This window comes from Methylomagnum ishizawai (assembly GCF_900155475.1).
In the GTDB taxonomy this organism is placed as follows: Bacteria; Pseudomonadota; Gammaproteobacteria; order Methylococcales; family Methylococcaceae; genus Methylomagnum; species Methylomagnum ishizawai_A.
Genome location: NZ_FXAM01000001.1, coordinates 4,032,048 through 4,045,542, shown reverse-complemented (window position 1 = coordinate 4,045,542; position 13,495 = coordinate 4,032,048). Strand labels below are relative to the sequence as shown.

The following is a 13,495-nucleotide window of genomic DNA, read 5'->3' as shown; positions in this document are numbered from 1 at the left end:
CGCACTGGGAAACCGGCTGCATATCAAGTTTTGCGCCCAGACTGACCAAGGAAGGTCTACCCGCTTCCAGGTGGGGAAAAACGGCCCATCCCAAGGGCGTGTTCCCCCGCCTGTCCGCTCACCCGGCGGCAATCGCCGAGGCCCAGGTCTCCACCGACACTTTCCCGCCCATATCCACCGCGAGCGCGTTTTCGCGCTCGTCCCCGCCCAGGGGTTCCCGTTGCGCCGCTTGCCGGTCCAAGACGGCCAGGTCGGCTTCCGAGGCGTCGGTCCCGGCCTGGTGGCGGGCGCGGACGCGGCCGCGCAAGGTTTCCGGCGGCGCTTGGCAATCGAGGATCAGGAACCGGGTACCGTGGCGCTCGGCCAGTTGGCGCTGGGCTTCCCGGTGTTCGCGTTGCAGGAAGGTGGCGTCCATCACCACCGAGTGCCCGGCCTCCAGCAAGGTTCCGCCCAGTTGCGCCAGCCGTCCGTAGGTCCGCGCCGTCATGGCGGGACCATAAAGTTCCGCGCCCAGCGCCCCATCGCTGCGGGCCGTGGCGGATAGGCCCGCCAGCCGTTTGCGTTCCACATCGGAGCGCAGGCGGATGGCGGGCAGGGTTTCGGCCAGCCGGGCGGCGAGTTGGGACTTGCCGCTGCCGGAAAGGCCGTGGGTGATGTAAAGCCTGGGCGGTTGGGGCCGGATCAGCCGCAATCCGTAATCCAGATAGCGGCGGCAGCGGGCGTGGAGCGCGGCGCGTTGTGCCGGGTCGCCGGTTGGCTGCCACGACAGCGCGGCGATCTTGGCGCGTACCAGGGCGCGATACAGCCGGTAATAGTCGAACAGCGCCATCCCGGCATAATCGCCGGTGATTTCCAGATATTGGTTGAGTAGCCGATAGGCCAGGGCGGGACAGCCCCGCGCTTCCAAATCCATGACCACGAAGGCCAGTTCGTCCAGGATATCGATCCAGCGCAGTTCTTCGTTGAACTCGATGGCGTCGAACAGGATCGGGCGTCCGTCGATCAGGGCGATGTTGCCGAGGTGCAAATCGCCATGGCATTCGCGGATGAAACCATCGCGCTTGCGTTGGGCGAGCCGGGGTTCCAGCCGGGCGTAGGTGGTCGAGGTCCAGGTGTGCAGGGCGTCGAGGTCGGCGCTGGCGGTGGGGTGGTCTAGCAGCGGGCGCAGTTGGGTGAAGTTGAATTCGGCGGCGAGCCGGTGCTGTGCGGGGAGTCCGTGGCCGTCATCGGCGGTGGCCCGCCCGACGCTGCCGTGGAAGGCGGCGAGGTGGGCGGCCAGGGCGTCGATGTGTTCAGGGCGTAGCTTCCCGCTTTGCGCTAGGGTCTCGAACAGCGCGTCGGCATCGAAGCGGCGCATTTGCACGGCGTATTCGATGGGGACGCCGGGACCGCCCATATGTGGCTGCCGGGCATCGCCGACGATGGGCACGACGGCGAGATAAAGATCGGGGGCGTGGCGGCGGTTCAGCCGTAATTCGGCTTGGCAAGCGGCTTGCCGCCGTTCCAGGGTGGAGAAATCGAGGAAGCCGAAATCGACTGGCTTTTTAATCTTGTAGGCGAATTCCCCGGCCAGCAGTATCCAGGAAATATGGGTTTCGGCGAGTTGGACCGCGTCGGCGGGATGGCCGTAGGCTGCGGGCTGCAACAAGCCCTCGATCCAGGGTGGGCGGGAGGGTTCAGGCATAGTGTTGGATGTGGAGCTGGCCGTCGCTCACGTTGATTTGGCATTCGCCCTGGAGCAGGGCAGCCAATTCTTCCCCGGCCATGGTTTTGCGCCAGCCTTTCAGCAGCCGGGATTCCTGGGGTTCGTCCAAGAGCTGCTCCAAATCCTTGCGGCCCGCCAAGATGGCGGGATTCAGCGTGTGCTGCGCCGCCCGTAGCCGGACCACTGCGTTCAGGAGGTCCAGCAAGGCTTCCTGTTCGGGCGGGCGGCGGGCGGAACGGGCTTTCCATTCCAGGGTGGGCGGGGTTTGGTCGCGCCCCGCCAGGATGGTTTTGCACAGGGCGGTGCCGTAGCGCTTGAGGGCGCGTTCCTCCAAGCCCCGGATGCGTTTGAGTTCTTCCGGCGTGGTGGGGGAAAGCCGGGCCAGGTCGAGCAGTGCCTCGTCGCGGACCACCCAGTTGCGGGGAATATCCTGTTCGCGGGCGGTGGTTTCGCGCCAAGCCGCCAAGGCCCGCAGCGCGGCGAGTTGCCGGCTTTTCAGGGTCTGTACCCCGCCGATGCGCTGCCAGGCCAGTTCGGGCGGATTGTCATAGAGTTCCGGGTTCAGCAATGCCGTGAAATCGTCCTCCAGCCAGTCCAGCCGCCCCAGGGCTTCCAGTTTTCCCCGCAGCGCCTGATAGGCCGCGCCCAGATAAATCACATCGTCCGCCGCATAGCGCAGTTGCGCTTCCGACAAGGGCCGCAAGGACCAATCGGTGCGGGTGTGGCTCTTGCCCAGGGAAACGCCGAGGATTTCGGCCACCAACCCCGCGTAGCTGATTTGCTCGGCCAGGCCGATCAGGGGTGCGGCGATTTGGGTGTCGAAAATGGGGGCGGGCAGTTTGTTCCATATCTGGTAGAAGATTTCCAAATCCTGCCGCCCGGCATGGAAGACCTTGGTGATGGCGGGATCGAACAAGAGGGCGGCGAGTGGTTCCAGATCGTCGATGGACAGCGGGTCGATGCAGGCCACCTGCGGACCGCAGGCGATCTGCAACAGGCAGAACTTGGGATAGTAGGTCTTTTCGCGCAGGAATTCGGTGTCCACGGCCAGCCAGTCGGCATCTTGCAGGGCGGCGCAGAATTCCCGCAGGTGGGCGGTGGAGTCGATGAAAACGGTGTGGGGCTGGGCATTCATAGGTGTGGATCGGCTGGGCTTTGAATCTTGCGGGCTATTATAGGGCCAAGGCCTGGCCGCGCATTGTTTGGACTGATTGGCTTATACGCTGGTGCCTTGGATGCTCGTAGGTTCGAATACTGTGAACGCGGATGGCCGGGCCGGTGGGTAGGGAGACCCAAGCGCCGGGATATGAAATTTTTTGCCGAATAGTTGACATGGCTCGGTCATCCATAGATAATTCCTGCTTCCACAGCGCGCCCGTAGCTCAGTTGGATAGAGTACCTGGCTACGAACTAGGTGGTCGGGAGTTCGAATCTCTCCGGGCGCGCCACTTTTTCCCCAAAGTGGATGCTGTGGAAAATCCAGATACCAATCCCCTGTAGCTCAGTCGGTAGAGCAGGTGACTGTTAATCACCGGGTCGGCGGTTCGAGCCCGTCCGGGGGAGCCAAATCAATAAAAAGGCTTGCGAAAACGCAAGCCTTTTTTGTTTTCGCAAGCCGCGAACGCGCCGTGCCGATCGATGCCGGTCGATGAAGCGGCCTTCTATTGACAGCCAAGCGTCCTTCGCTTAAATTTGCCCGCTTTACCAGCGGGTCCAGGTGGGGCTTTTGCGGCGCAACGTGAAAGAAAAAGCCGCCGCTTGGCTGGGTTGGGATTCCAGGGGTTGAGCAATATCGGAGTTTTTTGGAAATGACCACGATTAATCAGTTGGTTCGTAAGCCGCGAGTACGCAAGAAAGAGAAAAGCAACGTGCCTGCGCTTGAGGGTTGCCCGCAGCGGCGTGGGGTTTGTACTCGTGTCTATACGACGACTCCGAAAAAGCCCAATTCGGCGTTGAGGAAAGTGGCCCGCGTGCGGCTGACCAACGGTGCCGAAGTCAGTAGTTATATCGGTGGCGAAGGCCACAATCTGCAAGAACACTCCGTGGTATTGATCCGCGGCGGCCGTGTCAAGGACTTGCCGGGTGTGCGTTACCACGTTGTGCGCGGCAGCCTCGATACCGCCGGTGTGCAGAAGCGTCGTCAAGGCCGTTCCAAGTACGGCGCGAAGAGACCGAAAAGTTAATTAAGGCTGGATAAGTCATGTCAAGAAGAAGAGTTTCCCAGAAAAGAGAATTGATCCCCGACCCACGTTTCGGCAGCGAAACCCTCGCTAGGTTCGTAAACATGCTGATGGTGAGCGGCAAGAAATCGGTGGCCGAGCAGGTCGTCTACGGCGCTCTCGATCAAATCCAGGCCAAGAACAGCCAAGCTTCCTCGCTCGACGTCCTGCAAAGGGCCTTGGACAACGTTCAACCCTTGGTGGAAGTGAAATCCCGCCGCGTCGGTGGTGCCACCTATCAGGTGCCGGTCGAAGTGCGCCCTTCCCGCCGCGTGGCTTTGGCGATGCGCTGGCTGATCGATTCCGCCCGCAAGCGCAGTGAAAAAGGCATGGTCGCCAAACTGGCCGGCGAGTTGCTCGACGCCCACGATAACCGGGGATCGGCGGTCAAGAAGCGTGAAGATACGCATAGAATGGCCGAAGCCAATAAGGCATTTTCCCATTATCGCTGGTGATATAGGCCGGTGTAGACAAGCAATCCAATCGAGGACCCGGCAGTGGCACGTACAACTCCCATCGAACGATATCGCAATATTGGGATATCCGCACATATCGATGCCGGTAAGACCACGACCACCGAGCGGGTTCTGTTCTACACCGGCATCAATCACAAAATCGGCGAAGTCCATGATGGTGCCGCGACCATGGACTGGATGGAGCAAGAGCAGGAGCGTGGCATCACCATCACCTCCGCCGCGACCACGACCCATTGGCGTGGGATGGGGTTGAACTACCCCGAGCACCAGATCAATATCATCGATACCCCCGGCCACGTCGATTTCACCATTGAGGTGGAGCGTTCCATGCGCGTACTCGACGGGGCTTGCATGCTGTATTGCGCGGTGGGCGGCGTGCAACCCCAATCGGAAACGGTATGGCGGCAAGCCACCAAATACGGGGTTCCGCGCATCGCGTTCGTGAACAAGATGGATCGTTCCGGCGCGGATTTCTTCAAGGTTTACCACCAGATGCGGGAGCGCCTCCATGCCAATCCCGTTCCGATCCAACTCCCCATAGGAGCCGAAGAGGGCTTCAAGGGCGTGGTCGATTTGATCAAGATGAAATCGATCATCTGGAGCGAAGCCGACAACGGCGCGACCTTCACCTATTCCGATATTCCTGCCGAACTTGCCGGACTCGCCGCCGAATGGCGCGAAAAGATGGTCGAGGTCGCCGCCGAGTCTTCCGAAGAACTCATGGAAAAGTATCTCGAAGGCGGTGAATTGGGTGAGGAAGACATCAAAGCCGCGTTACGCAAGCGCACCATCGCCTTGGAAATCGTGCCGATGCTCTGCGGTTCGGCTTTCAAGAACAAAGGCGTGCAGGCCATGCTGGATGCCGTGATCGATTTCCTGCCTTCCCCGGTCGATATCCCCGCGATCAAAGGTGTGGATGCCAATAAGGGCAATCCCATCGAGCGCCATTCCAGCGACGACGAACCCTTCTCCGCCCTGGCCTTCAAGATCATGACCGACCCCTTTGTCGGTTCCTTGACCTTTGTCCGTGTCTATTCGGGCGTACTGAATTCCGGCGATAGCGTCATCAATTCCCAGACCGGCAATAAAGAACGCATCGGACGTTTGTTGCGGATGCACGCCAACGACCGTGTGGATATCAAGGAAATCCGGGCGGGCGATATCGCGTGTTGTGTCGGCCTCAAGGATATCGTTACCGGGACCACGCTATCTTCCCTCGACAAGCCCGTGGTGCTGGAGCGCATGGAGTTCCCCGAGCCGGTGATTTCGGTCGCCGTCGAACCCAAGACCAAGAGCGACCAGGAAAAGATGGGCTTGGCTTTGCAACGCCTCGTCCAGGAAGACCCCTCGTTCCGGGTGCGCACCGACGAGGAGTCGGGCCAGACGATCATTTCCGGCATGGGTGAATTGCATCTGGAAATCATCGTGGATCGTATGAAGCGGGAGTTCAAGGTGGACGCCAATGTCGGCGCTCCCCAAGTGGCTTACCGCGAAACCATCCGCAAGCAAGTCGAGCAGGAAGGCAAGTACATTCGGCAGACCGGCGGGCGTGGCCAATATGGCCATGTGTGGTTGCGCATCGAGCCTTTGGAGTCGGGCGGTTACCAATTTGTGAATGGTATCGTAGGTGGTGTGGTACCGAGGGAATATATTCCCGCTGTGGATAAAGGTGTGCAAGAGCAATTGAAAAATGGTATATTGGCTGGCTTCCCCGTCGTGGATGTGAAAGTCACTTTATTCGATGGCTCGTATCACGATGTGGATTCCAACGAAATGGCATTCAAAATCGCGGGATCGATGTGTTTCAAGGACGGCGCTCGCAAAGCCAATCCGGTCTTGCTAGAGCCTATGATGAGTGTCGAAGTCGAAACTCCCGAGGATTACATGGGGGATGTCGTCGGTGATTTGAACCGGCGACGCGGAATAATATTGGGTATGGACGACAATGCGGGTGTGAAAGTGTTGAAAGCCGAAGTTCCTCTGGCGGAAATGTTCGGTTACTCCACGACTTTGCGTTCCTTGAGCCAGGGGCGCGCCACCTATTCCATGGAATTTAAGAAATATCAGGAAGCTCCACCAAATATCGCGGAAGCCGTTATAAAAAGAGCGTCTGTAGGTTAAGAACTCGAGAAAAAATTGAAGTTAAGAGGTATTTAGTCGTGTCCAAAGAGAAATTTACACGTAGCAAGCCGCATGTGAATGTGGGAACGATCGGCCATGTGGACCATGGCAAGACGACCCTGACGGCAGCGCTCACCAAGATTGGTGCCGAGCGCTTCGGTGGGGTATTCAAGGCCTATGACCAGATCGACGCGGCTCCCGAGGAACGCGCCCGCGGCATCACCATCGCCACCGCGCACGTCGAATACGAATCCCCGACCCGCCACTACGCCCATGTGGACTGCCCCGGCCACGCCGACTACGTGAAGAACATGATCACCGGCGCGGCGCAGATGGACGGCGCGATCCTGGTCTGCTCCGCCGCCGACGGCCCGATGCCGCAGACCCGCGAGCATATCCTGTTGGCCCGCCAGGTCGGTGTGCCCTACATCGTGGTGTTCCTGAACAAGGCCGATATGGTCGACGACGCCGAATTGATCGAACTGGTCGATATGGAGTTGCGCGAACTGCTGTCCAAGTACGACTTCCCCGGCGACGACACCCCCATCGTGATCGGCTCCGCGCTGAAGGCGCTGGAAGGCGACCAGAGCGACATCGGCGTGCCTGCCATCATCAAGCTGGTGGACGCGCTCGACAGCTACATCCCCGAGCCGAAGCGCGACATCGAGAAGCCGTTCCTGATGCCGATCGAGGATGTGTTCTCGATTTCCGGTCGCGGCACCGTGGTGACCGGGCGTGTGGAGCGCGGGATCGTCAAGGTGGGCAACGAAGTCGAGATCGTCGGCATCCGCAACACCACCAAGACCACCTGCACCGGCGTGGAAATGTTCCGCAAACTGCTGGACGAGGGCGTGGCGGGCGACAACGTGGGCGTGCTGCTGCGTGGCACCAAGCGCGAGGACGTGGAGCGCGGCCAAGTGTTGGCGGCCCCCGGCACCATCACCCCACACACCCACTTCGAGGCCGAGATTTACGTGCTGTCGAAGGACGAGGGTGGGCGCCACACGCCGTTCTTCAATGGCTACCGTCCGCAGTTCTACTTCCGCACCACCGACGTGACCGGCTCGGTCGAGTTGCCGTCGGGCGTGGAGATGGTGATGCCGGGCGACAACGTCAAGATCACCGTCAAGCTGATCGCGCCCATCGCCATGGAAGAGGGTCTGCGCTTCGCGGTGCGCGAGGGCGGCAGGACCGTCGGCGCGGGCGTCGTTTCCAAGGTTCTGGAGTAAACTCGTGCAGAAACAAAGAATCCGCATTCGATTGAAAGCCTTTGACCATCGTTTAATCGACCAATCGGCCAACGAAATCGTGGAAACCGCCAAGCGGACCGGTGCCCAGGTTTTGGGTCCGATTCCTTTGCCAACCAAGATAGAGCGTTATACGGTTCTGATCTCCCCGCACGTCAATAAAGATGCGCGTGATCAATATGAGCTTCGGACCCATAAGCGTCTCATGGACATCATCGAGCCCACTGATAAAACGGTGGACGCCCTAATGAAGCTAGATTTGGCTGCTGGCGTCGATGTCCAGATTAAGTTGAATTAAAAAAGCGTATTCCAGGAGTCATCAATGACGCTAGGGTTGATTGGACGGAAATGTGGTATGACCCGCATCTATACCGAAGATGGAGCTGCGGTTCCTGTTTCGGTGGTGCATGTGGAGCCCAATCGTGTAGTCCAGGTCAAAAACGAAGACACGGATGGATATCGTGCGATACAAATAACCACCGGTAGCAAGAAGCGTTCATGTCTTTCCAAACCTATGGCGGGCCATTATGCCAAAGCCAGTGTGGAAGCAGGTCGGGGTTTGTGGGAGTTTAGATTGGATGGCGATACCGGGCCTTATAGTGTAGGTCAGGAATTCGGCGTCGATCTTTTCCAAGAAGGCCAATTCGTCGATGTGCGTGGTGTCAGTATCGGTAAAGGGTTTGCCGGCGTGGTGAAGCGCCATAATTTCAGGACCCAGGATGCCACCCACGGCAACTCGCTTTCGCACCGTGCGCCCGGCTCTATCGGCCAAAACCAAACCCCAGGCCGTGTTTTCAAAGGCAAGAAAATGGCCGGTCACATGGGACATGAGAATGTGACGGTCCAAAGTCTTAAGATTTGCGCGATTAATCCCGAAAAATCTTTGCTATTGATAAAAGGCGCAATTCCTGGCCCGAAAGGCGGAGATGTGGTTATCAAACCCGCCGTGAAAAAATAAGGGGATCTTTTAAATGACTCTTCAGATTCCATCGGCAAGTAATTCTGAATCCGCTTTGGCGGTTTCGGATGCCGTTTTTGGTGTTCAATATAACGAAGCTCTGGTCCATCAGCTGGTGGTCGCTTATATGGCGGGTGGGCGTTCGGGCACTAAAGGCCAGAAAACCCGTTCCGATGTCAGCGGTGGCGGCGCTAAGCCGTGGCGGCAAAAAGGCAGTGGTCGCGCTAGGGCAGGTACAAGCCGGAGTCCTTTGTGGCGTACGGGTGGCGTGACTTTCGCCGCTAGAAATCGTGATTTTTCGCAGAAACTCAATAAGAAAATGTATCGTGCGGCAATGCGCTCGATATTTTCGGAATTGCTGCGGCAAGGACGGTTGGTGGTCGCTACCGATCTTAGCCCATCCGAACCAAAAACCAAGGTTTTATTGGATAAGTTGAAAGGTCTAGGTGTTGATAAAGGATTATTAATCGCTGATAGCATCGATAATAACTTGTATTTAGCGGCTAGGAATATCCCTCATATCGGTATCTGTGATGTGAACTCGCTCAGTCCGGTAGCTTTGGTCCACAGCGAAAAAGTTGTTATTACTGCCGAAGCGGCTAAAAAAATTGAGGCTGGATTATCATGAAGCAGACGGATTTGATGAGCATTCTGGATGCGCCGATCATTTCGGAAAAGACTACTTTGGCAGGTGAAAAAAATCGGCAAGTGGTATTCCGGGTGAAGAAGACCGCCACGAAAAATCAAATCAAGCGTGCGGTGGAGTTCCTATTCAAAGTCCAAGTCGAATCGGTGAACGTATTAAACGTGCAAGGAAAAGTCAAACGCTTTGGGCGTTTTCTTGGAACTCGCTCAGACTGGAAAAAAGCTTATGTAAAGCTTAAACCGGGGTCCGAGATAGATTTTTCTGCGGCATGAAAAGCTAACTTATAAGCGGTTAGTATAATTAGCATTGAGATAGGATTTTCAAATGGCGCTTGTAAAATCTAAGCCGACATCGGCGGGGTCGCGATTCGTAGTTCGGGTGAAAACCGATGGATTATATAAGGGGCGTCCCCATGCTCCGTTGTTGGAAAAAAAGACTAGAAGTTCGGGAAGAAATAATCAAGGACATGTGACTACCCGCCATAAAGGGGGTGGGCATAAACAGTTTTACCGGTTGATTGACTTTAAGCGGGATAAACTCGACATTCCGGGGAGGGTGGAAAGAATTGAGTATGATCCTAATCGGACCGCCCATATCGCTTTGGTTGTGTATAGCGATGGCGAGCGTAGGTATATGATCGCTCCTAAAGGCTTGCTTGTCGGACAAGAAATCATATCGTCCGAGTTTGCCCCTATTAAAGTGGGTAATTCGCTGCCTGTGCGGAATATGCCGGTAGGTTCCGTGATTCATTGCGTCGAACTTAAGCCCGGTAAAGGAGCCCAGATAGCGCGTGCTGGCGGGGCTTCCGTGCAATTGGTCGCTAAGGATGGCGCTTATGCGACGATTAGACTGCGCTCTGGAGAAATGCGCAAAATTCTGATCGATTGTAAAGGCGTTATTGGTGAGGTCTCCAATAATGAGCATAACCTAGCTTCGCTGGGTAAGGCGGGCGCATCGCGTTGGCGTGGCATTCGTCCTACTGTTCGCGGTGTAGCGATGAATCCAGTGGATCATCCCCATGGTGGTGGTGAAGGTCGCACTTCTGGGGGAAGGCATCCGGTATCGCCTTGGGGTGTGCCTACTAAGGGCTATAAGACGCGTAATAACAAACGAACCGACAAAATGATTGTTCGGGGTCGGAAATAAAAAATTGTAGAGGTAAGAATCGTGCCACGCTCGATTAAAAAAGGACCCTTTGTCGATCATCACTTACTTAAAAAAGTATTGGAGATTGGTCAAGGAGGCTCCAAAAAGCCAGTAAAAACCTGGTCTCGGCGGTCGATGATTATACCGGAAATGATCGGGATCACATTGGCGGTACATAATGGTCGCCAGCATGTGCCTGTACTCGTTACCGATAATATGGTTGGTCATAAACTGGGAGAGTTCGCCCCAACGCGGACTTATAAAGGCCATCAAGCCGATAAAAAGTCCAAATAATTGAGGGAAAGAGTTATGGGTACTATTGCTAAGCTAAGCCACGCCAGGGTATCAGCCCAAAAATGCCGGTTGGTAGCCGATCAGGTTAGGGGGTTGAAAGTAGATAAAGCTATTAACTTGCTGGCATTTAGCCCTAAAAAATCCGCAAAAATAGTCAAGAAAATCTTGGAGTCTGCTATCGCTAATGCGGAGCATAATGATGGTGCCGATATTGATGAACTGCGGATTAGCTCGATTGAGGTTAGTGAAGGTGCAAGTTTAAAAAGAATGTCGCCGCGCGCAAAGGGTCGAGCTAACCGAATTACGAAGCGCACTTGTCATATCACAATTCAAGTTTCCGAGCATTGATAAGGGGTTAAAAATGGGACAGAAAGTTCATCCCACGGGCATCAGGCTCGGTTATATTAAAGATTGGACTTCACGTTGGTATGCCAGCAGTAAGGATTATGCGAACTACTTACATAAGGATATTAAAGTTAGGGAGTTTTTGAAAAAGCGCTTGGGACATGCGTCGGTAAGCAGAATTCAGATTAATCGCCCTGCCAATAATGCCCATATCACAATTCATACTGCTCGTCCTGGATTAGTCATCGGGAAAAAAGGTGAAGATATAGATATCTTAAGGAAAGAGATATCTGCGATGATGGGTATTCCTGTTCAGGTTAGTGTTGAAGAGATAAGAAAACCTGAATTGGATGCACAGCTAGTCGCTGAAGGTGTGGCTCAGCAATTAGAAAAACGCATAATGTTTAGGCGGGCTATGAAAAGGGCCGTTACTAATACCTTGCGCTTGGGGGCTGAAGGTATAAAAATCAATGTAAGCGGGCGTTTGAATGGAGCTGAGATCGCCCGAAGTGAGTGGTACCGGGAAGGTAGGGTTCCGCTTCATACTTTTCGGGCCGATATTGATTATGGTTTCGCCGAAGCTAAGACTACCTATGGTGTGATAGGTGTGAAAGTTTGGATTTTCAAAGGCGAAGTCTTTTCCCATCCTTCCAACGAAGGGAAATTAGCTCTTGTTTCGGAAGCTTAATAAGATAAGAGTTTAGTAAGTATGTTGCAACCAAAAAGAACGAAGTTCCGCAAACAGCATAAAGGACGTAATTGCGGTCTAGCCCAAAAAGGCAATCGAGTAAGTTTTGGCGAATATGGTTTAAAGTCGATTGAGCGAGGTCGTCTGACCGCTAGGCAAGTTGAAGCGGCTCGTCGGGCAATCACTAGGCACGTCAAACGTGGTGGAAAGATATGGATCCGAATATTTCCCGATAAACCGATTTCTAAAAAGCCTTTGGAGGTCCGCATGGGGAGCGGCAAAGGTAGCGTTGAATATTGGGTAGCCGAAGTTAAGCCAGGCACTATGCTTTACGAATTGCAAGGTGTGAATGAGGAATTAGCCAGGGAAGCTTTTAGCTTGGCGGCCGCTAAATTGCCTGTCAAAACTGTATTTTCTGTTAGGACGGTAATGTGATGAAAGTGAACGATTTAAAAGATAAATCAATTGCTGATCTTAATGGTTTACTACTTGATCTTCGCAAAGAGCAGTTCAACCTTAAAATGCAAAAAGCAACTGGTCAGATTAGCAAGCCTGATCGCATTAAACTAGTAAGACGTGATATCGCTAGAATCTATACCATGTTAGGACAAAAAGAGGGTGTGTAATGAATAGCGAGCAAAAAACGTCGAGTACGCTGCTTGGCACAGTAGTTAGTATAAAAATGGATAAAACCATTTGTGTACAGATTGAAAGGTTGGTTCCTCATCCAACTTATAAGAAATATATTCGGAAGTCTAGTACCCTTTTGGCGCATGATGAAAGAAACGAATCTCGTGAAGGGGATAAGGTTCTTGTCGTATCATGCCGTCCTATTTCAAAAAGGAAAGTATGGAAACTTGTAAAGATTGAAGGACGTGATAGCTGAGTGAATAAAATATAGGGAAGTTTTTTAAATTCAGCAAATTTGATTTAAGGTGGTTTAAATGATCCAAATGCAAAGCTGCCTTGATGTGGCAGATAACAGCGGTGCTCGTAAAGTGATGTGCATCAAAGTCTTAGGGGGGTCGCATCGCAGATACGCTAATGTTGGCGATATTATAAAAGTCAGTGTTAAGGAAGCGATACCTAGGGGCCGCGTAAAAAAGGGCGAAGTATACAATGCCGTAGTGGTTAGAACTCGCAAAGGTGTCCGTCGTGGTGACGGATCAGTGATTCGGTTTGATGGAAATGCCGCTGTTATATTAAATAACCAGCATCAACCAATTGGTACCCGGATTTTTGGTCCTGTTACTCGAGAGCTGCGCTCAGAAAAATTTATGAAAATTATTTCTTTAGCACCAGAAGTAATTTAGCACGGGGATGGTAAAATGCAAAAAATTCGTAAGGGCGATCAAGTTGTAGTTTTAACTGGAAAAGATAAAGGTAAACGTGGAAACGTACTTTCTCTTCCAACTGATAGCTATGCATTAGTTGAGGGAATAAATACGGTACGTAAGCATCAGAAACCCCTTCCAATGAAAGGGATTAATGGCGGGATTGTTGAAAAAACTATGCCCATACATATCTCAAACATTGCTTTATATAATCCCAGTACTCATAAAGCAGATAAAATTGGTTTTCGGTTGTTGGCGGATGGTAGAAAAGTTAGATACTTTAAATCTACCAATGAAACCGTAGATGTTTGATAAA

19 protein-coding genes and 2 tRNA genes are annotated in these 13,495 nt (G+C 54.0%); 19 read left to right on the top strand and 2 right to left on the bottom strand.

Annotated features, from left to right (window positions below):
• Positions 1-118: 118 nt before the first annotated feature.
• Together B9N93_RS18135 and rnd are read right to left on the bottom strand one after the other, a co-directional pair.
• Positions 119-1,684 (bottom strand): bifunctional aminoglycoside phosphotransferase/ATP-binding protein, encoded by a 1,566-nt coding sequence (locus B9N93_RS18135; protein WP_085215643.1) that lies wholly within the window; start codon positions 1,682-1,684, stop codon positions 119-121.
• Positions 1,677-2,840 (bottom strand): ribonuclease D, encoded by a 1,164-nt coding sequence (gene rnd, locus B9N93_RS18130; RefSeq protein ID WP_085215642.1) that lies wholly within the window; start codon positions 2,838-2,840, stop codon positions 1,677-1,679. The genes B9N93_RS18135 and rnd overlap by 8 nt, the downstream gene beginning before the upstream one ends.
• A gap of 236 nt (positions 2,841-3,076) precedes the next feature.
• On the opposite strand from rnd, the gene B9N93_RS18125 reads away from it, so the two are divergent.
• The 19 genes from B9N93_RS18125 to rplX all read left to right on the top strand — a co-directional run bounded on the left by B9N93_RS18125 (position 3,077) and on the right by rplX (position 13,491).
• Positions 3,077-3,153 (top strand) — tRNA-Arg (locus B9N93_RS18125).
• A 42-nt stretch (positions 3,154-3,195) separates the two neighbouring features.
• Positions 3,196-3,271 (top strand) — tRNA-Asn (locus tag B9N93_RS18120).
• 242 nt (positions 3,272-3,513) lie between these two features.
• The gene (gene rpsL, locus B9N93_RS18115; RefSeq protein WP_085215641.1) at positions 3,514-3,888 is read left to right on the top strand and encodes a 30S ribosomal protein S12; all 375 of its coding nucleotides are present in this window, start codon (positions 3,514-3,516) and stop codon (positions 3,886-3,888) included.
• Between the two features lie 17 nt (positions 3,889-3,905).
• Positions 3,906-4,379 (top strand): 30S ribosomal protein S7, encoded by a 474-nt coding sequence (rpsG, locus tag B9N93_RS18110; RefSeq protein ID WP_085215640.1) that lies wholly within the window; start codon positions 3,906-3,908, stop codon positions 4,377-4,379.
• A 42-nt stretch (positions 4,380-4,421) separates the two neighbouring features.
• Positions 4,422-6,521: an elongation factor G gene (gene fusA / locus B9N93_RS18105; protein ID WP_085215639.1), complete on the top strand. Its 2,100-nt coding sequence runs from the start codon at positions 4,422-4,424 to the stop codon at positions 6,519-6,521.
• Positions 6,522-6,559: 38 nt separating this feature from the next.
• Positions 6,560-7,750, top strand: a complete 1,191-nt coding sequence (gene tuf / locus B9N93_RS18100) for an elongation factor Tu (protein WP_085215638.1) — start codon at positions 6,560-6,562, stop codon at positions 7,748-7,750.
• A 4-nt stretch (positions 7,751-7,754) separates the two neighbouring features.
• Positions 7,755-8,066 carry a 30S ribosomal protein S10 gene (rpsJ, locus tag B9N93_RS18095; RefSeq protein WP_085215637.1) on the top strand — a complete coding sequence of 104 codons (312 nt, stop codon included), beginning with the start codon at positions 7,755-7,757 and terminating at the stop codon, positions 8,064-8,066.
• A gap of 24 nt (positions 8,067-8,090) precedes the next feature.
• The gene (gene rplC, locus B9N93_RS18090; RefSeq protein WP_085215636.1) at positions 8,091-8,726 is read left to right on the top strand and encodes a 50S ribosomal protein L3; all 636 of its coding nucleotides are present in this window, start codon (positions 8,091-8,093) and stop codon (positions 8,724-8,726) included.
• A 13-nt stretch (positions 8,727-8,739) separates the two neighbouring features.
• Entirely contained in the window at positions 8,740-9,354 is a 615-nt protein-coding gene (rplD, locus tag B9N93_RS18085; RefSeq protein ID WP_085215635.1) for a 50S ribosomal protein L4, read from the top strand.
• Positions 9,351-9,644, top strand: a complete 294-nt coding sequence (rplW, locus tag B9N93_RS18080; protein ID WP_085215634.1) for a 50S ribosomal protein L23 — start codon at positions 9,351-9,353, stop codon at positions 9,642-9,644. Before rplD ends, rplW begins: the two co-directional genes overlap by 4 nt.
• 52 nt (positions 9,645-9,696) lie before the next feature.
• Complete coding sequence (gene rplB / locus B9N93_RS18075; protein WP_085215633.1) at positions 9,697-10,518, top strand: 50S ribosomal protein L2; 822 nt, start codon at positions 9,697-9,699, stop codon at positions 10,516-10,518.
• Between the two features lie 21 nt (positions 10,519-10,539).
• Positions 10,540-10,812, top strand: a complete 273-nt coding sequence (rpsS, locus tag B9N93_RS18070) for a 30S ribosomal protein S19 (protein WP_085215632.1) — start codon at positions 10,540-10,542, stop codon at positions 10,810-10,812.
• A 15-nt stretch (positions 10,813-10,827) separates the two neighbouring features.
• On the top strand, positions 10,828-11,160 hold the full coding sequence (gene rplV / locus B9N93_RS18065) for a 50S ribosomal protein L22 (RefSeq protein ID WP_085215631.1): 333 nt from the start codon (positions 10,828-10,830) through the stop codon (positions 11,158-11,160).
• 13 nt (positions 11,161-11,173) lie between these two features.
• Positions 11,174-11,845 (top strand): 30S ribosomal protein S3, encoded by a 672-nt coding sequence (gene rpsC, locus B9N93_RS18060; protein ID WP_085215630.1) that lies wholly within the window; start codon positions 11,174-11,176, stop codon positions 11,843-11,845.
• Between the two features lie 21 nt (positions 11,846-11,866).
• The gene (gene rplP, locus B9N93_RS18055) at positions 11,867-12,280 is read left to right on the top strand and encodes a 50S ribosomal protein L16 (protein ID WP_085215629.1); all 414 of its coding nucleotides are present in this window, start codon (positions 11,867-11,869) and stop codon (positions 12,278-12,280) included.
• On the top strand, positions 12,280-12,471 hold the full coding sequence (gene rpmC, locus B9N93_RS18050) for a 50S ribosomal protein L29 (RefSeq protein WP_085215628.1): 192 nt from the start codon (positions 12,280-12,282) through the stop codon (positions 12,469-12,471). The genes rplP and rpmC overlap by 1 nt, the downstream gene beginning before the upstream one ends.
• Complete coding sequence (rpsQ, locus tag B9N93_RS18045; RefSeq protein WP_085215627.1) at positions 12,471-12,731, top strand: 30S ribosomal protein S17; 261 nt, start codon at positions 12,471-12,473, stop codon at positions 12,729-12,731. Before rpmC ends, rpsQ begins: the two co-directional genes overlap by 1 nt.
• Before the next feature lie 58 nt (positions 12,732-12,789).
• Positions 12,790-13,158, top strand: coding sequence for a 50S ribosomal protein L14 (rplN, locus tag B9N93_RS18040; protein ID WP_085215626.1), 369 nt, complete (start codon positions 12,790-12,792; stop codon positions 13,156-13,158).
• A 15-nt stretch (positions 13,159-13,173) separates the two neighbouring features.
• A complete protein-coding gene (gene rplX, locus B9N93_RS18035; protein ID WP_085215625.1) occupies positions 13,174-13,491 on the top strand; it encodes a 50S ribosomal protein L24 in 318 nt (105 codons plus the stop codon).
• The last annotated feature ends 4 nt before the right edge of the window (positions 13,492-13,495 follow it).